Below are 18,582 nucleotides of genomic sequence, written 5' to 3'. Positions count from 1 at the left end.
ATGCTCCCATGCCTAAGCTTACGCACAAAGAAATGGCATTTCCTGACTAATTAGACAAGCCCCTTAAACATATGGGAAAATGCGCGGTTAACTGAATCCCCCTTTCAACTTTGATTCATCAACCGTATTTGGAAGCTCCCATGGCCGTATTCGAAATCACACATCCCCTTGTTCGCCACAAACTTAGCCTTATGCGCTCAATCAGCCGAAGCACTCGTAGTTTTCGTCAGTTATCCGCAGAAGTGGGCTGCCTTTTAACGTATGAGGCAACCAAGGATCTAGAGATAGAGGACTATCAGCTTGAGGGTTGGAATGGCGAAATAACTGGTCAACGCATCAAGGGTAAAAAAGCGACCGTCGTCCCCATCCTACGTGCTGGTATCGGTATGCTAGATGGTGTTTTAGAGCTAATGCCAAGTGCCAAAATCAGCGTAGTGGGTTTATATCGCGACGAAGAAACTCTAGAACCTGTCACCTATTTTGAAAAGTTGGCAGGGGATATCAACAAGCGTATGGCATTAATCATAGATCCGATGTTAGCGACAGGCGGGTCTATGAACGCTACGATTGACCTACTTAAACAAGCAGGTTGTACTGATATTCGAGCGCTCGTGCTCGTCGCCGCCCCTGAAGGCATCAAGAAAGTTGAAAGTGAACATCCAGATGTCGACATCTATACGGCTTCAGTTGATAGTCATTTAAATGAAAACGGCTATATCATTCCAGGTTTGGGTGATGCCGGTGATAAGATCTTTGGCACCAAATAAGGAGAACACTATGTCAGGTTTTAACTGGAAAGAATGTCTTGCTGGTCTGCAAATGCTGTTTGTGGCCTTTGGTGCTTTAGTTCTAATGCCTCTTATCACAGGCTTAGACCCGAGTGTCGCCCTGTTTACTGCAGGTGTCGGTACCCTTGTATTTCAATTTATTACCAAACGCCAGGTGCCGATTTTCTTGGCCTCATCCTTTGTGTTTATTGCACCCATTACCTATGCAGTGCAAACCTGGGGGATTGGCGCTGCTATGGGCGCGCTTTTCTGTGCTGGTCTCGTCTATGTTGCCATTGCCATTGCCGTTGCGATCAAGGGTGCGGGCTTTTTACATAAACTCATGCCACCTGTAGTAACTGGCCCGATTATCATGGTGATTGGTTTGAGCTTGGCGCCAATTGCAGTGAATATGGCTATGGGTAAAACCGGTGATGGATCAGCCGAACTATTCCCATATGTAGATGCATTAATAGTCTCTATGATTGCCTTGGTCACTACACTTACTGTTGCAACATTGGGTCAGGGTATTTTCCGTTTAATCCCAATTATGTTTGGTGTTGTGGTGGGCTATATTGCCGCCGCGTTCATGGGCATGCTGGACACCCAACAAGTAAGCGATGCTGCTTGGCTTGCTGTGCCTAACTTTGTCACACCAGAATTTAATATTGCTGCTATTTTATTTATGCTGCCTGTCGCCATTGCGCCAGCAGTTGAACACGTAGGTGATGTGTTAGCGATCAGTAATGTGACAGGAAAAGACTATACGAAAAAGCCTGGTCTTCACCGTACTCTGATGGGTGATGGCGTGGCAACGTCAGTGGCGTCTCTTTTCGGTGGTCCACCAAATACGACTTACAGTGAAGTCACTGGTGCGGTCATGCTAACGAAAATGTTCAATCCTCTCATTATGACCTATGCGGCAATCTTCGCTATTGCATTGGCATTCATAGCCAAATTTGGTATAGCCTTACAAACCATCCCAACCCCTGTTATGGGCGGTATCTTGGTTCTCTTATTTGGTTCAATCGCGGGTGTAGGAATGAATATTCTGGTCCGTGCCCAAGTAGATCTCAGTGCCCAACGTAACTTGGTAATTGTTGCCACTACTCTTGTGTTCGGTATTGGTGGTATGGCCATTGGCAACAATGATTTCAGTATCCAAGGCATTAGCCTATGTGGCCTAGTGGCGATTCTTCTCAACGCAGTTCTTCCTCGAACTAAGGAAGACGACAACGATCTTCACGAAGAAGAGCGCATTGTTGATGAAATGATCCATCACAATAAATAAGTTTCTTTTCTCTAAGCGAACTAGCCAAAGTTGCTAGTTCGCTTCAATCCTGTCTTTGCAGCCCCACCTACAATTAAAATCTCCCCATACATAATATTCATTATCCTGCCTTAGGATTTTGTACATAGACTAGACTTAAATTAAGGACATTATCATGGCGAGCTATACACTCATTGTCATGTACACTGTGTAGAGTATTTTCTAATACAAATATTTGAGCCAAGCAATGAACAACATCCCGAATTCCGATTTTTTGAAACTTACGCGTGACAATCCAACATCATTGAAGCCCATGCTAATTGATCATGATGTTTATGATATTTGTGTACTGGATACGGGAGTTATTCGCTTTATTCCCCACACCCTTGATAACAATAAATCGGCAGCGAAAAAAGCAATCATTATTTCAAGTGCAGTGCACGGTAATGAGACTGCGCCGATAGAAATTTGCAACGCCTTAATCAAACAGCTTTTGCAAAAAGATTTAGCTGGACCCAACCCGATTCTGTTCATCTTCGGCAATCCACCAGCTATTAATATTGGTGAACGATTTGTTGAAGAAAATATGAACCGTTTGTTTGATCCAAGCAAAGAGCTATCAATTGATAACCAAGAGCGTGAAAGAGCACAAACGCTACGCAATTTAGTTGATGATTTCTTTGAAGCATTTAATCATGCTGAAAAGATACACTATGATTTGCATACTGCGATACGTGATAGTGCCCATGAAAAGTTTGCGGTTTATCCATTTTTACATGGAAAAGCATGGAAAAAAGAACAACTACTATGGTTAAAAGCCATGGGCGTGCGTACCATTTTATTAATGCAAAAACCCGCCACCACCTTCAGCTATTACTCATCAAGAAAACACACCGCATATTCTTTCACGATTGAGTTAGGTAAAGTCCGTCCTTTTGGCGAAAATGATCCAGAAAAATTCAAAGCATGTAAATCAGCACTGGAAAGTCTGATAAAAGGCGAGAATATTGAATCTCTTTTCGATATTCGCGATTTTCACCTATTCGTTGTAGATAAAGAAATAACTAAACAATATGAAGATTTTCAACTTACCTTTGACGATCAAACAGCAAACTTCACGCAATTTGAAAAAGGCCATGTATTAGCGATCGATGGCGGTAAAGAAATCAAAACATCTCATGACGGCGAAGCAATTATATTCCCTAATGCAAAGGTCACTATTGGTCAACGTGCACTGTTAACGGTCATTCCTGCCAAAGTTGACGATCAACTCGTGTAAACTCAACCTATATACCCAAGGAGGTTATGGGTAATGTGATTGTTTTTTCCACAACCTCCAACTCATCAAAATTTTAGGCTTCATTTTAGGCAATTTTTGCCACATCCGATGGTCATAATCGTTACCCCGTTAGTTATTCTTTGCTAATATTAAAAATCATTACCGATAAAGAAGTGGGTTATTAAACCTACATAGGAGCTTTGGGTTGCTTATATGAATATTATATGGATCGTGCTCATTCCAATATTGGGGGTATTTGTAGCCCTTTATTCGGGCCGCTTTTCTCGGAACTTGTGTACCAGTTTAACCGCCCTCGCGCCTGCCGCTGCTCTCCTCATACTTCTTAGCCATGCTCCCACTGTCTTTCAAGGTCAAGCGTTAACCTACTCATTGGAATGGGTACCACTTTTAGGCTTAGACTTCGCGTTTCATTTAGACGGGCTTGGCTTTTTATTCAGTCTTCTCATTCTTGGCATCGGTTTACTCATTATTCTGTATGCACGCTACTATTTATCTGATCGAGATAACATGGGCCGCTTTTACGGTTACCTGATTCTGTTCATGGTCGCCATGTTGGGCGTAGTACTTTCCAATAATATTCTTCAGTTATGGTTATTCTGGGAATTAACCAGTATTAGCTCGTTTCTATTAATCGGTTTCTGGTCACATAAAACTGAGGCCCGAAAAGGCGCGCGCATGGCGCTGACAGTCACAGGTGCAGGCGGCTTAGCATTGCTGGGTGCTTTGCTTATGATGGCAGACATCACTGGCACTTATCAGCTAGATGAAATTTTGCAGCAAGGGGACCAGCTAAGAGCTAGCCCTTGGTATAACACCATGCTGGTCTTGTTCTTGTTGGGAGCCTTTACTAAATCTGCTCAATTCCCATTCCACTTCTGGTTACCCCACGCGATGGCTGCTCCCACTCCGGTAAGCGCCTACTTGCACTCTGCCACCATGGTGAAGGCAGGCGTATTCTTAATGGCACGCTTCTACCCTGCACTTTCTGGTACCGAACAGTGGTTTGTCGTGGTTTCACTGGTAGGTATGGTCACTATGCTGGCCGGCGCTTATATGGCGCTATTCAAACATGATCTAAAAGGGTTGTTAGCTTACTCGACCATAAGTCATTTAGGTTTAATCACTCTACTATTAGGCCTAGGTACTGATTTAGCAGCCATTGCTGCAGTATTCCACATCATTAACCATGCGGTATTTAAAGCATCTCTCTTCATGGCGGCAGGTATTATCGATCATGAATCAGGCACCCGAGACATGCGTAAACTCAACGGCTTGTGGAAATACATGCCATTTACCGCCACCTTAGCCATGGTGGCAGCGGCTTCTATGGCAGGCGTACCACTATTAAACGGTTTCCTTTCTAAAGAGATGCTATTTGCAGAAACCTTAAATCAAGAAACCCTTGGCGCATTGTCTTGGTGGATACCTCTTTTATCCACCGTAGCTGGCGCACTTGCAGTCGCTTATTCATTGCGTTTCATGCACGACGTTTTCTTTAACGGTGAGCCAATTGATTTGCCCAAGACGCCTCATGAGCCACCTCGTTATATGCGTGTACCTGTTGAAGTGCTAGTGGTGCTTTGTGTATTAGTGGGCATCTTCCCACAGTTTATTGTTGGAGATTTGCTGGCAATCGCTTCTCAATCGGTCTTACAAGACGCATTGCCAAACTACAGCTTGGCGATTTGGCACGGCTTTAACTTACCATTACTCATGAGCGCACTGGCTATATTGGGCGGTGGCACACTCTATTATAACCGCAAGCACTTATTTAATTTCCAAGGTCAGTTCCAAGATCAAGACGCGAAACATGTATTCGAAGGCGCTATTCAATGGCTGATAAATAAAGCTACAAGTCTTAACGAGCGCTTAGAAAACGGATCTCTTCAGCGCTATATGTTCCTCTTTATACTGTTTGCGTTGTTACTCATTGCACGGCCTATGATGAGTTTGCATGATACTGTGGGTAGTGCTGAAACACTGCCTGTAAACTGGGTTGTTGGTTTTTGTGCGGCACTTCTTGTTGCAGCAACGATACTCACAGTTTGGCTAATTCATAAGCGCCTGCTAGCACTTATTGCCCTTTCTGTAGTGGGCTTGATTGTGTCTATAACATTTACTTATTTCTCGGCACCGGACTTGGCTCTGACACAGCTCTCAGTTGAAGTAGTGACCATTATTCTATTCTTGCTGGCTCTCTTTTTCTTACCTCAACAAAGTCCAGTGATCGACAGTCCGCTACGTATCATCGTTCGCGACCTAAGTTTGGCTGCTCTTTTTGGTAGTGTGATCGGCACCATTTGCTACGCAATGATCACGCGTCCACACGATACAATTTCAAATTACTTCTTAGAGAACAGTATTCCTGGCGGCGGCGGTAGCAACGTTGTTAACGTGATTCTAGTAGATTTTCGTGGCTTCGATACCCTCGGCGAGATTACCGTGCTCGGTATTGCTGCTTTAGGTATATATAAGTTACTTGCTCGTATTCCATTATTTATGCCAGGTACCGATAGTAGTGGCAGACCTTGGGCAACAGATAAGCACCCAATGCTACTAGCACTTGTTTCCCAAAGCCTTATGCCTCTGGCATTGCTTGTATCGGCTTACATTTTCTTGCGCGGACACAATATGCCTGGTGGTGGTTTCATCGCTGGTCTAATAACGGCGGTGGCGCTCGTCCAACAATATGTCGCCCACGGTGTGATATGGATGAAAGAGCGTTTAACCCTTAATTATGAACGCTTCATATCAAGCGGTTTGTTCATTGCCACCGTGTCCGGCCTAGGCGGTTGGGCGTTTGGTCATCCATTCCTAAAAACCTGGTTTGATTATTTCCACCTGCCGCTCATTGGCAAGTTTGAATTAGCCAGCGCCATGATTTTTGATTTAGGGGTTTACCTAACGGTAATCGGTGCAACCTTATTGATTTTGGCCAACCTCGGTAAGCTCACTACCACCGAGCGTTTGATGGGAGAAGAATAATGGAATTACTTTACGCAATTTGTGTTGGTACCTTAACAACCGCAGCGGTTTTTTTGATGCTACGTGGACAAACATTCCCCTTGATCGTTGGTTTAACCATGCTTTCATATGCGGTTAATCTATTTCTATTTGCAAGTGGCCGCCTTACCATCAACAGTGCGGCCATTATTGGTGTAAGTGAAAATTACGGCGATCCACTACCGCAGGCTTTAGTCCTAACTGCAATTGTTATCGGCTTCGCCATGACCGCATTTGTTCTTATACTCGCTATGCGTGCTCGAGCGGATCTAGGTAACGATCAAGTGGATGGAGGAGATCTGTACCAACATAAACAAAAGAATGTGAAAACATCGAGTAAGGAGCGCAATTAAAAATGCTACAGCACTTACCGATTTTACCTATTGTTATTCCGCTGTTGAGCGGCATTATTATGCTGTTTGGGTTCTTAAACGACTACTATAAACGTTTACGAATCTTCGGCACTGTGATGAGTGCGATCATGGTCGTCATCGCTGCAGCCCTACTCTATCATGTTCATTATCATGGTCCTCAAGTCTATGCATTAGGTGGCTGGGAGCCACCCTTTGGTATTGCCCTTGTAGCGGATCGTTTGTCCGTTTTAATGGTGTTACTCACCGCTATTCTTACACTTGCAACGCAACTTTACGGTAGCAGCGGTGAAGACAAACAAGGTCGTTTCTATCACCCATTAATCATGTTTCAAGTGATGGGTATCAGCGGCGCCTTTTTAACAGGTGACCTTTTCAACTTATTCGTGTTTTTTGAAGTCTTATTAATCGCCTCATACGCATTGGTGATTCACGGTGGCGGCAAACAAAAAACGCAAGCTAACGTACATTATGTGAGCTTAAACCTCGCAGGTTCAGCTCTGTTCCTTTTCGCTTTAGGTATTTTGTACGGCACTTTCGGCACGCTTAACATGGCGGACATGCAGCAAAAAGCGGCTTTCATTCGACCAGAAGATATTATCTTAGCCAAAACCGGCGGCCTTCTTTTACTCGCTGTGTTTGGTCTCAAATCCGCCATGCTGCCTTTGCATTTCTGGTTACCGAAAGCCTATGCTTCAGCGCCAATGTCTGTAGCGGCCTTATTTGCAATCATGACAAAGGTTGGTCTTTATAGTTTATGGCGCGTACACAATGGTGTGTTTGGTGTAGATGCGGGTGAACTCGCTTATCTGATTCAACCATGGCTATGGCCTTTAGCTCTGCTCACTCTAGCCATCGGTATCGTGGCAGTGCTGTCTAGCCAGACACTTCGGACTCTGTCTGCCAATCTGGTGATTGTATCCGTAGGTAGCCTATTACTAATGGTTGCTTTAAAAACCAATTTATCCACTGCCGCTGGTTTGTATTACCTCGTCCATAGCACCATCGCAGGGGCAGCGATGTTCTTAGTCGCTGGAATGATTATTAACCAACGCGGCAAAGCAGAAGATCGCTTTGTTCCTGCCCGGCCTGTGGGTCAACCCGTGTTATTGAGTGGTTTGTTCTTTGTTTGCGCGATTGCACTCATTGGTATGCCACCCCTATCAGGGTTCATAGGTAAAGCATTTATGATGAAAGCTGCGCTGGAAGCAGGAGAAGCCGCCTGGGTATGGCCTCCTATTCTATTGGCAAGCCTTGCGTCCATTATTGTCTTAGGTCGTGCTGGCAGCACTATTTTTTGGCGCAGCAAAGGTGACAAGCCAGGGCCAACACTTGCAACCAAACGTGAGATCAGCTCTGTTTCTTTATTGTTAATTGTGTTGGGTTTGATGGTGGTATTTGGTGGTTGGCTCAGTGATTATGCAGCTATGGCAACCCTTGATCTTTACGCCTCTATTGATATTGAAGCGAGCTTAGAAACAGGAGCAGAGCAATGATAAAAAAATTGTTCCCCATGCCCGTTCATTCTGCCATGTTGTTGGGTGTTTGGGTTTTTCTAAATGAGTTTTCGTTTGCTCACTTTGTGTTGGGTAGTTTTCTCGCCATAACGATACCTTGGATTTGCGCACCGATGAGCGATGAACACCCGGGGGTTAAAAAACCGATCAAGGCGTTCAAATACTTGTTGCTCGTAGTATGGGACATTATCGTCTCCAATTTCGAAGTTGCCGCTCGAATCCTGCGTTCTAATAAGCATTTGCGTCCAGGGTTTATTGCGTTACCTTTAGATATTCACGAGCCATTTCCGCTAGCCGTATTAGCCAGCACGATATCACTTACTCCTGGTACCGTGAGTGTGGATTTTTCAGATGATCGTCAATGGCTTTATATTCATGCTCTTCATATTGATAACGAAGATGACATCATCAATACCATTAAGTCTCGCTACGAAACACCATTAAAGGAGATCTTCCAATGCTAGACCAAGTATTACTTGCCTGTTCTGTATTGGTGGGAATCGCACTGCTACTAAACGGTTGGCGCCTAATGGTTGGCCCCAGTACCACTGATCGAATATTGGCATTGGATACCATGTATATTAACTGTATCTCGCTCATTATCTTGCTCGGTTTGTACTTTCGTACGTCCCTATATTTTGAAGCTGCGCTATTGATCGCCATGTTAGGTTTTGTGAGCACTGCGGCTTTAGCCAAGTATTTGCTACGCGGCGATATCATCGAATAAGGAATCCATATGACATTTATTATCGAAATTATCGCCAGTATATTGCTCATTGTAGGGGGTCTGTTTGTGCTCATAGGAGCATTGGGCATGGTTAAGCTACCTGACTTTTATACCCGCCTACACGCGCCAACAAAAGCCACGACCCTAGGTATTGGCTGCATGCTCATTGGCTCGTTAATTCTTCATGCGTTGCGCGGTGATGGCATAGGTATTCAAGAACTGGTTATCAGCCTGTTTCTATTTTTAACAGCGCCTGTATCAGCGTATATGATTGCTAAAGCAGCGATTCATAGGGATGTTCGCTTGACCCGTAACAGTCGTAATACTCACTTAACTGAAACCATCAAGATGCATGGTGAGGATTATCAAGAGTAAATTCATGACATTTAAACCAACTCCATGCGTCAACATGTGGCGCTTGGAGTGTTGCTTCAATTATTGGGTATAGCGCTCGAACAACAAGTTATCTATTTTCGTCTCGCCATTGAGCTCAACCATTTCCTCATCAATAATCGTTACTGCCAACGCTAGCATGTCTTCTTCCGCATAATAGAATTTGCTGAGCGCGTCAGTGTTATCACCCTTTAATTTATTTTGAATCAGCACAGAACCGATTTTGAAAAAGTACTGTCCTCCTAACTCATTCGCAACTTCAAAATGCACTTCCGTATCTGCATTTTCATACCATGCGCTAATAAGAAAATAGTCGCTCATTGATACAACCTAATTCAATGTTCATATACTTTATAATAAAAAAGCCGAATCATCTCTGATTCGGCTTTTTTATAGGGTTACAAGAAAGTAACCCAGACTTTGCTAGCCATATTCTGGCTAACCGCCATCAATTAAAATTGATCAGCTGCCATTTCGTATAGACAATCTGCTCCGCCTTTCACTGCTTCAGTTAGTGAAATATATTTTGGAAGCAAACGCTTAACAAAGAAACGAGCAGTGGCTAGCTTGTTAGCATAGAAAGGTTCAGAACCTTCTTTCTCTAATGCTTTTTCTGCTTTCATTGCATACATATAAGCGAAAGATGTGTAACCGAACACTTTCAAGTATTCAACAGAAGACGCACCAATCTCATTTGGATTGTTTTGCGCTTTATCCATCACCCACTCAGTCAATTCAGTTAGGTTTGCAATCGCTGCTTTCAATGGATTGATAAATTCAGCCATTTTGTCATTGCCTTCTTGAGACGCAATGTACTGCTGAATTTCTTCAGCGAAGATACGGTAGGACGCACCACCATTGGCAGCGATCTTACGGCCGATCAAGTCAAGAGACTGGATACCGTTTGTACCTTCGTAAATCTGAGTGATACGGATGTCACGTACGTGCTGCTCTTGACCCCACTCGCGAATGAAACCGTGACCACCAAATACTTGCTGACCTTCGATAGCACTTTCAAGTGCTAAGTCGGTTAGGAAAGACTTAACCACTGGCGTTAGCAAGGCCACCATGGCTTCTGCGTTTTTACGCACGTCTTCGTCTTCAGAGAACTTGGCAAGGTCTAACCAGCGAGACGCATAAGTAGAGAACGCACGAGAACCTTCGGTGTTAGCACGCATGGTCATTAGCATACGACGCACGTCTGGGTGAACAATGATTGGGTCTGCCGCTTTCTCTGGGAATTGCTTGCCTGTTGGTGCACGGCTTTGTAGACGATCATTGGCGTATAATACGGCGTTCTGATAAGAGTTCTCAGCCACACCCAAACCTTGGATACCTACCGCAACACGCTCGTAGTTCATCATGGTGAACATGGCCGCTAGACCTTTGTTTACTTCACCTACTAACCAGCCTTTCGCGCCGTCATAGTTCATAACACAAGTGGCTGAACCCTTGATACCCATTTTGTGTTCAATCGAACCACAACCCATGGTGTTCTTCTCGCCAAGTGAACCGTCTTCGTTTACAAGGTACTTAGGCACTAGGAATAGAGAGATACCTTTAGGACCAGCAGGCGCATCTGGTAGCTTGGCTAGCACTAGGTGGATGATGTTCTCCGCCATGTCGTGCTCACCCCAAGTGATGAAGATCTTAGTACCAGAAATGGCATAAGAACCGTCTGCTTGTGGTTCCGCTTTTGTACGGATAATACCTAGGTCTGTACCACAGTGTGGCTCAGTTAAGTCCATGGCACCTGACCATTGGCCAGAGTACATGTTAGGTAGGTATTTTTCTTTTAGCTCTTGGCTGCCGTGTGCATTCAAAGAAAGACAGGCACCGGCTGTTAGCATTGGCGCTAGACCGAATGAGATGTTTGAACCCTGAACCATTTCTTCCACCTGGCCCACAAGCATCTTAGGCATACCCATACCGCCAAATTCTGGGTTACCGCCTAGACCGCCCCAGCCGCCTTCGCAGTAGGTTTGGTATGCTTCTTTAAAGCCTGGAGGTGCGGTTACTTCACCATCGTTCCACTTAGAGCTGTGCTCATCACCTTCACGGTTAAGAGGTGCTAATACTTGAGAGGCGATTTTGCCTGCTTCTTCTAGAATGGCGTCCGCTGTATCTGGATCTACCGCTTCGGCTAGACGTGGGTTTTCTGCCCACATGCTTGGTGCATCAAATACTTCGTTTAACAAGAAGCGCATGTCGCGCAAGGGAGCTTTATATTCAGGCATATCAGATCCTCTTTATTCCGTTGGTGTGGCGTTTGGCGTATACGTTGTGCGCTAACGTCACCCAGCCCTGTTTTTAAGCGTGGCGTATTCTACACCATTCCTCGAAAAATTCCCGTTTTTAGCGGTTTTTATCCCTTTTCGATACTTAAAATGGACAATTCAATAAATAATTTGGTTGTTTTTCCAACAATATCCGTCGCAAGACATAAAAAAACCGCAGCTAAAAAGCTGCGGTTTTTTCGCCTAACGGTCTTTCATTAGAACGCGAAGTGTTCTTCTGGAAGATCCATTAGCGTATCAGCGCCTGCAACCATAGACTCAGCGTGAGCCTTAGCACGTGGCAAGATACGAGTGAAGTAGAAGCGTGCAGTAGTTAGCTTCGCTTTGTAGAAGTCTTCTTCGCTAGTGCCATTAGCTAGAGCGTCTTGAGCAACTTTTGCCATTTTCGCCCATAGGTAAGCCAATGTTACGTAACCAGAGTACATTAGGTAATCAACAGATGCAGAACCTACTTCATCACGGTTCTTCATAGCAGACATACCGATCTTCATGGTCACATCGCCCCACTCTTTGTTGTACTCGTTCAACTTAGTGATGAACGGTGCAAGCTCTTCGTTACCTTCTTCTGCTTGGCAGAACTTGTGAACGATCTTAGTGAAGTTCTTCAGAGACTGACCCTGAGACATCAATACTTTACGGCCTAGTAGGTCAAGTGCTTGGATACCTGTAGTACCTTCGTAGATAGTCGAGATTTTAGCATCACGTACTAGCTGTTCCATGCCCCACTCAGCGATGAAACCGTGACCACCGAATACCTGAACACCTAGGTTAGTCGCTTCACAACCTACTTCAGTTAGGAATGCTTTAGCAATTGGCGTTAGGAAGCCAAGTAGTTCGTCAGCTGCTTTACGCTCTTCTTCGCTTTCACCTTTGTGCACGATGTCGTTTTGCTGTGCCGCTAGGTATACAAGCGCACGACCACCTTCGGCGAAGGCTTTCTGAGTTAGAAGCATGCGACGTACGTCTGGGTGAACGATGATTGGGTCAGCTGCTTTTTCAGGAGCCTTAGGACCGGTCAAAGAACGCATCGCTAAACGATCTTTAGCGTAGGCTAGTGCACCTTGGTAAGAACCTTCAGCTGCAGTAGCACCCTGTAGTGCAGTACCGATACGTGCAGTGTTCATAAAGGTGAACATGCAGTTTAGACCTTTGTTCTCAGGTCCGATCAAGTAACCTTTGGCACCGTCGAAGTTCATTACACAAGTGGCGTTACCGTGGATACCCATTTTGTGCTCGATTGAACCACAAACGACTGCGTTGCGATCAGCAACAGAACCGTCTTCAGCAACGTTGAACTTAGGAACGATAAATAGAGAAATACCTTTGGTACCTTCTGGTGCACCAGGTAGACGAGCTAGAACGATGTGAACAATGTTCTCAGCCATGTCGTGTTCACCAGCAGAGATAAAGATCTTAGTACCGCTGATAGAGTAAGAACCGTCTGCATTTGGCTCAGCTTTAGTTTTAAGGATACCTAGGTCAGAACCACAATGAGGCTCAGTTAGACACATGGTACCCGTCCACTCACCACTTACTAGTTTAGTCAGGTAAGTTTCTTTTTGTTCGTCAGTACCCCAGCTCGCTAGAGTATTCATAGCGCCGTGAGATAGACCTGGGTACATGCCCCACGACCAGTTAGAAGTACCAACCATTTCAGACATAACCGTACCTAGAGACTCAGGTAGGCCTTGACCGCCGTATTGCTCTTCGTGAGCAAGTGAAGGCCAGCCGCCCTCTACGAACTGTTGGTATGCTTCTTTAAAGCCAGTTGGCGTTGTTACAGAACCATCTTCGTGACGAGTACAACCTTCTTCGTCACCAACACGGTTTAGAGGAGCCAATACATTTTCGCAGAACTTGGCGCCTTCGTTAATGATGGCTTCAACCATATCTGGAGTAGCAACATCAGCGAATGCAGGGATCTTGGCGTAGTGACTTGGCATATCCAAGACTTCGTCCATTACGAATTTGATTTCGCGTAAGGGGGCTTTATATTCTGGCATGGTAACCTCTTAGCCTACTTTGGGGTCTCTCATCAGAGCCGGTTAATATTTACACTGCCACTCCCAAATGGGAGCCTCAAGCAGGTTGTCTTCAAACAAGTGTTTGAAACATACGTTTGCAACCAAAACTTGTCAAGCATTCGCGCGCGCATATTTGCGCAAATAATCCACAAGTATAGCTACAAAGACTGAGAATCAAGGTGGGAATTCCCTCATTATTCTTTGTGCTAAAGCCCAGAATATAAGGGATTGAGGGGATATTTGGCGCGATATAACGAAAAAGCTGCCCGAAAGCAGCTTTTAGAATAATTTCGCCATGCGGCTCGGTTATTTAAAGGACGTTCGATCCAAGAAAGGCTTAGGTTCTTTGTCTTTCGCCAAGCCATTGGCCATAGCAATGCGTTGATTTTTGCGCCCCAATAAACGTAATTGGGTGAGTCGCTCCCATAAAAGCGCACCGCGCGTATCTTTTTTCCACGTTTTCTTGAACAAGTATTTGGTTGCCGCGACTGCATCTGGGCTCTTTGTCGCAATGGTTTGCGCTAGTTCAGTGGCTTCTGCCACCGGATCTTGGCTCACTCGGCTAATAATACCGTACTCTGCACCCTCTTCACCGCTAAAGAAGCGCCCTGTCATGGTGAGTTCTTGGGCAATATCGATACGCGTTAAACGGGAAAGCGTGACCATGCCACTCATATCTGGAATAAGCCCCCATTTCATCTCCAAGATAGATAAATTGGCATCCGGCGTTGAAATGCGATAATCGCACGCTAGGACAATCTGCATGCCACCGCCAAAGCAATTGCCATGTATCGCTGCAATGACGGGAACGGGTAGGTCGCGCCATATGTGAGCAACCCGTTGGAACATGTTGTCCTTGCTCCATGGCAGCTTGGCGAAGAACTTAGGAATCATGCTAGGGTTCTTGCTGACCGCAGCGAAATCTAAGCCGGCACAAAACGATGGGCCTTCTCCTTTCATCACCACAGCGCGAATACGACGATCTTTACGAATTTGTTTTGCCGTGGCCACCATCTCAATAAACATCTGCTTATCTAAGCCATTGTGCTTCTCTGGGCGGTTTAGGGTGACATAAGCAATCGCGTCTTTGACTTCAAGCACGACTCGCTTTGCGCTTTGTTCTTGTTTTATCAGGGTAGTAGCCGTCATAACTCATCGTCTTTTCTTTTTTGTTCGTATAGGGGATGATTTCACAAACTTTACGCGGATGAAAGTGAAAAACGGCACACTCTAATTGATCGAGGATTGCAGTGATCAATGTTGCCGCTACACTGCTCCGCTTTTTATGGCGGCCCTAATATCATGCTAAGACCTACTCTGTTAATTTTATTCCTAGCCGGTTGTGCCAGTGTTGGCATTTTGCAACCCAACCTAAGTGAGCTGTATGGAGAGGTTGTAGTCTCTGATCGCCGCGTCGACAACGACTCCATTGTCGCAAGCAATTACCACGAACAAGTCGAGCCTATCATCGAGCAACGCTGCGTTGTTTGCCACGGTTGCTACGATGCCCCCTGTCAGCTAAAGCTTTCTTCTAGCGAAGGCATTATGCGTGGTGCCACCAAGCAAAGAGTTTATGATGGTACCCGGATTCTTGCCGTGGACCCGACACGTATTGGTATCGATGCCACATCAACCGAACAATGGCGTAATAAAGGGTTTTTTAGCGTACTAAACGATCGCACACAAAACGCGGAGGTGAATTTAGAAAATAGTTTGTTCTATCAAATGCTGGAACAAAAACAAGAACATCCTTTGCCCAAAGATAAACTGTTAGATGAACGTTTCCCTTTGGGATTAGATCGCCCTGAAGTGTGTCCGACCCCACAAGAATATGCTAATTACCGCAGCAATCAGCCATTGTGGGGCATGCCTTACGCATTACCTGAGTTGAAGCAGCAAGAGCATGAAATATTGAAAGAATGGATTAGAAAAGGCGCGCCTTTACCGAAGCTACCTGAGTTGCCTGATGATATTAAGCAACAGATCACCACTTGGGAGACCTTTTTAAATAAGCCTGACAATAAACATCAATTAACCGCGCGCTATGTATTTGAGCATACATACCTAGCAAACCTGTATTTTTCAGACCTGCCTTTATTCAAAAATATTGAACCTGAACAGCAACCAAAGTTCTTTTTCAAAATGGTACGATCCGCTACACCACCAGGTTTTCCTATTAAACCGGTTAACGCTCGACGTCCCTATGACAAGCCAAATGTACAACAAATTTATTATCGCTTAATGCAAATAGATCGCTCGATTGTGCACAAGACCCACATGCCGTATCGATTAAATCAAGAACGTTTAGATTGGATTAACGAATTATTTATCGAGCCTGAATACACAGTAGATAAATTACCAAGTTATGAACCTGAAGTGGCTGCTAACCCATTTATTGCATTCGAACAATTACCAGTTGAAGCACGCTATCGTTTTATGTTGCAAGAAAGCGAGTTTATTGTTCAAGGTTTTATAAAAGGACCGGTATGCCGTGGGCAAATTGCTCTCAATGTTATTGATGATCATTTCTGGGTTGCCTTTGTTGATCCAGATTATCAAGACGATCCGGCCTTGGCTGAGTTTTTAAGTGAACAAAGCAATAATTTGCGATTACCGGGTGAAGCGCAAAGTAACTCGGGAATTGCCACTAACTGGTTGCGCTATAGCTCGCTGCATGCTGATTACTTAAAAGCAAAAAACAAAGCTATCGAAGAAAACCTTTTAGATCAAAAGCGTATGACAACGGATATTGTTTGGGACGGTGACGGTCATAATCCCAATGCCGCTTTAACCATCATGCGTCATTTTGATAGTTCGACTGTGGTGAAAGGTTGGGTTGGTCAAGAACCAAAAACCGCGTGGCTTATTTCTTATCCATTATTAGAGCGTATTCACTATCTACTGGTGGCTGAGTTTGATGTTTATGGGAACATTGGCCATCAGTTAATGACACGTTTATATATGGACTTTTTGCGTATGGAAGGCGAAGCCAACTTCTTAGCTTTATTACCACAACATGAACGTAAACGACTATCGGAATATTGGTATCGCGACGCTGGCGATAAAGTTAAAGAGTATTTGGAAATTAATGAAAAACACATGCTTTCCGAACCAAATATCCAATACAAAAGTGAGCAACCTAAATCCGAGCTATTAGCTCGCTTACATAAAAAACTGAGCCCTGCAATGAGCGATAAGTTTAAACTTGAGAGCCAGCTACCTAGTGATATTAGTGACTTAAATTCGATTAATGCAGTAAGAGGAAAAACGGCCTCTATTATGCCCGAAGCAAGTATCCTATATATTGAAGATACACAAAAACTCTACACAATACTTCGTGCCAGTGGACATAGTAATTTGACAGGATTGTTGTATGAAGAGTTAAATCGTCTACCAGAAGAGGATTACTTAACAATATTACCTAACATCGCTACCGCTTATCCCAATGCCTTCTATCGCATTCAGAGTCAGCAAGCAGAACGCTTTGCTAAAACAGTTGCTAGCATTCAAACCGAGCAAGACTACGAAGCACTGATCGACCAGTTCGGTGTGCGTCGAACCGATCCGAAGTTCTGGCAATATAGCGACGCGATTCATAAATCATTTTCTAAACTTGACCCTTTGAATTATGGTCTTTTAGATTATAACCGTTTAGAAAATCGCTAATAGATTGGAAAAGAAAGCATGCGGTGCGAGACTACCGCACGTTTTCTTTCAACATGAACTATAAAAAGATGTACTGACCGTTAGTTGATCTTTTTAGATAGTCTTTTTTAGTTGTTGATCAACAAAATAGTCGACACTGGTATAGCGACCACCGCCAGTAAACAATAAACTGAACAACATAACGAAATACGTAACTGCAAACTCAACTCCGTTATTCAAAATAACAAAAGATCCTTTCTCAGTTAGCCAACCATAATGTCCATGGTCTTGGAGTATCGAGCGTCCAGCCTGTAAACGATCTTGCGCTTCCATTATGCGCTCATTGGCTAGCCAACTACTGGCATCCGATATTGCAAGCCATCCGTTTTCCCAATGAACAGTCAATGCGGCCACCAGCATGGTAACCATCAGCGGAATGGCGACCAGTCTAGTCGCCAAACCTAGCAATAATAAAATCCCACCAATAAACTCCGTACCTGCTGCCAAGGCGGTTAATAATTCAGGAAAAGGAAGTCCCAAGCCCCACTCACTATTACCAAACCAGGCTGCTGTATCTTCGAAGCCGACAATTTTGTTCCAACCTGCTTGTATCATTACGGGAGCGAGATATAACCGAAGTAATAGCGGTGCCAAACCGTCAAGCAGTTGGAGACGTCGTAGCGTAGATTGGTAACTTTGGTATTGGTTTTTTATCCAAAGCATCATCAATAGAACCTTCTTACTTAAATATCAGGCAAAAAAAAGCTGGCCGAAGCCAGCTCTTTCGCTATAAGGCTTAAACGAATGCTGACTTAAGCGTTACCGCCACACTTGCCTTCACCGCATTTGCCTTCTTTGGCTTTATCACCACCACATTTTCCTTCGCCACACTTGCCTTCTTTGGCTTTATCACCACCACATTTGCCTTCGCCGCACTTACCTTCTTTCGCTTTATCACCGCCGCATTTGCCTTCGCCGCACTTGCCTTCTTTGTGTTTTTCGCCACCACATTTGCCTTCGCCACACTTGCCTTCAGCGTGGCCATCTGCAACTTGGTAACCGGAGGTAAGCGGTTGAGATGAAAATGGATTTTCAGCAGCTTGGACAGACGCTGAGGCAGCACCTAGCGCGACAGCAGCGCCAATGGACATAGCTAACGAAGTCTTACGATTTTTCATGGGATCACCCTCTCTTTGTTGTTAGTGCAAATCTTATTTGCTTATTTGACGTTGACGTTAAAGTTTTCTTACACACAAAAAAGTGCAAAA

At 44.5% G+C, this 18,582-nt stretch carries 16 protein-coding genes; 10 read left to right on the top strand and 6 right to left on the bottom strand.

All coding sequences use genetic code 11. The features are described from left to right. Positions 1-140: 140 nt before the first annotated feature. The 9 genes from upp to HF888_RS03680 all read left to right on the top strand — a co-directional run bounded on the left by upp (position 141) and on the right by HF888_RS03680 (position 9,330). Positions 141-767 carry a uracil phosphoribosyltransferase gene (upp, locus tag HF888_RS03720; RefSeq protein WP_007018898.1) on the top strand — a complete coding sequence of 209 codons (627 nt, stop codon included), beginning with the start codon at positions 141-143 and terminating at the stop codon, positions 765-767. 10 nt (positions 768-777) lie between these two features. Then, positions 778-2,058 carry a uracil-xanthine permease family protein gene (locus tag HF888_RS03715; protein ID WP_007018899.1) on the top strand — a complete coding sequence of 427 codons (1,281 nt, stop codon included), beginning with the start codon at positions 778-780 and terminating at the stop codon, positions 2,056-2,058. A 214-nt stretch (positions 2,059-2,272) separates the two neighbouring features. Next, on the top strand, positions 2,273-3,316 hold the full coding sequence (gene astE, locus HF888_RS03710) for a succinylglutamate desuccinylase (protein WP_207798147.1): 1,044 nt from the start codon (positions 2,273-2,275) through the stop codon (positions 3,314-3,316). 213 nt (positions 3,317-3,529) lie between these two features. Then, positions 3,530-6,322, top strand: coding sequence for a monovalent cation/H+ antiporter subunit A (locus HF888_RS03705; protein ID WP_007018901.1), 2,793 nt, complete (start codon positions 3,530-3,532; stop codon positions 6,320-6,322). Beyond that, the gene (locus HF888_RS03700) at positions 6,322-6,693 is read left to right on the top strand and encodes a Na+/H+ antiporter subunit C (protein WP_007018902.1); all 372 of its coding nucleotides are present in this window, start codon (positions 6,322-6,324) and stop codon (positions 6,691-6,693) included. Before HF888_RS03705 ends, HF888_RS03700 begins: the two co-directional genes overlap by 1 nt. Positions 6,694-6,695: 2 nt before the next feature. Next, positions 6,696-8,207, top strand: a complete 1,512-nt coding sequence (locus tag HF888_RS03695) for a monovalent cation/H+ antiporter subunit D (RefSeq protein ID WP_007018903.1) — start codon at positions 6,696-6,698, stop codon at positions 8,205-8,207. Beyond that, complete coding sequence (locus tag HF888_RS03690) at positions 8,204-8,692, top strand: Na+/H+ antiporter subunit E (RefSeq protein WP_007018904.1); 489 nt, start codon at positions 8,204-8,206, stop codon at positions 8,690-8,692. The genes HF888_RS03695 and HF888_RS03690 overlap by 4 nt, the downstream gene beginning before the upstream one ends. Continuing rightward, positions 8,686-8,955, top strand: coding sequence for a K+/H+ antiporter subunit F (locus tag HF888_RS03685; protein WP_007018905.1), 270 nt, complete (start codon positions 8,686-8,688; stop codon positions 8,953-8,955). The genes HF888_RS03690 and HF888_RS03685 overlap by 7 nt, the downstream gene beginning before the upstream one ends. 9 nt (positions 8,956-8,964) lie before the next feature. Further along, a complete protein-coding gene (locus tag HF888_RS03680; RefSeq protein WP_007018906.1) occupies positions 8,965-9,330 on the top strand; it encodes a Na+/H+ antiporter subunit G in 366 nt (121 codons plus the stop codon). Positions 9,331-9,390: 60 nt separating this feature from the next. Here HF888_RS03680 and HF888_RS03675 read toward each other — a convergent pair whose 3' ends face one another. From HF888_RS03675 to HF888_RS03660, 4 genes are all read right to left on the bottom strand, one after another. Further along, positions 9,391-9,669, bottom strand: a complete 279-nt coding sequence (locus HF888_RS03675) for a hypothetical protein (RefSeq protein ID WP_007018907.1) — start codon at positions 9,667-9,669, stop codon at positions 9,391-9,393. 131 nt (positions 9,670-9,800) lie between these two features. Then, entirely contained in the window at positions 9,801-11,585 is a 1,785-nt protein-coding gene (locus tag HF888_RS03670; RefSeq protein ID WP_007018908.1) for an acyl-CoA dehydrogenase C-terminal domain-containing protein, read from the bottom strand. A 257-nt stretch (positions 11,586-11,842) separates the two neighbouring features. Then, positions 11,843-13,648 (bottom strand): acyl-CoA dehydrogenase C-terminal domain-containing protein, encoded by a 1,806-nt coding sequence (locus tag HF888_RS03665; RefSeq protein ID WP_007018909.1) that lies wholly within the window; start codon positions 13,646-13,648, stop codon positions 11,843-11,845. A 327-nt stretch (positions 13,649-13,975) separates the two neighbouring features. Further along, a complete protein-coding gene (locus HF888_RS03660) occupies positions 13,976-14,818 on the bottom strand; it encodes a crotonase/enoyl-CoA hydratase family protein (RefSeq protein ID WP_007018910.1) in 843 nt (280 codons plus the stop codon). Positions 14,819-14,971: 153 nt separating this feature from the next. Between HF888_RS03660 and HF888_RS03655 the strand changes: the two genes are divergently transcribed. Continuing rightward, the gene (locus tag HF888_RS03655; protein ID WP_007018911.1) at positions 14,972-17,335 is read left to right on the top strand and encodes a fatty acid cis/trans isomerase; all 2,364 of its coding nucleotides are present in this window, start codon (positions 14,972-14,974) and stop codon (positions 17,333-17,335) included. Positions 17,336-17,428: 93 nt separating this feature from the next. On the opposite strand, the gene HF888_RS03650 is transcribed toward HF888_RS03655, so the two are convergent. Beyond that, positions 17,429-18,040 (bottom strand): HvfX family Cu-binding RiPP maturation protein, encoded by a 612-nt coding sequence (locus HF888_RS03650; RefSeq protein WP_007018912.1) that lies wholly within the window; start codon positions 18,038-18,040, stop codon positions 17,429-17,431. An 86-nt stretch (positions 18,041-18,126) separates the two neighbouring features. Beyond that, the gene (locus tag HF888_RS03645; protein WP_007018913.1) at positions 18,127-18,492 is read right to left on the bottom strand and encodes an HvfA family oxazolone/thioamide-modified RiPP metallophore; all 366 of its coding nucleotides are present in this window, start codon (positions 18,490-18,492) and stop codon (positions 18,127-18,129) included. Positions 18,493-18,582 lie beyond the last annotated feature (90 nt).

Origin of the sequence: Bermanella marisrubri (genome assembly GCF_012295615.1) — a bacterium.
Taxonomy (GTDB): Bacteria; Pseudomonadota; Gammaproteobacteria; order Pseudomonadales; family Oceanobacteraceae; genus Bermanella; species Bermanella marisrubri.
The sequence above is the reverse complement of the archived record's forward strand: the minus strand, read 5'-3'. Positions and strand labels throughout refer to the sequence as shown.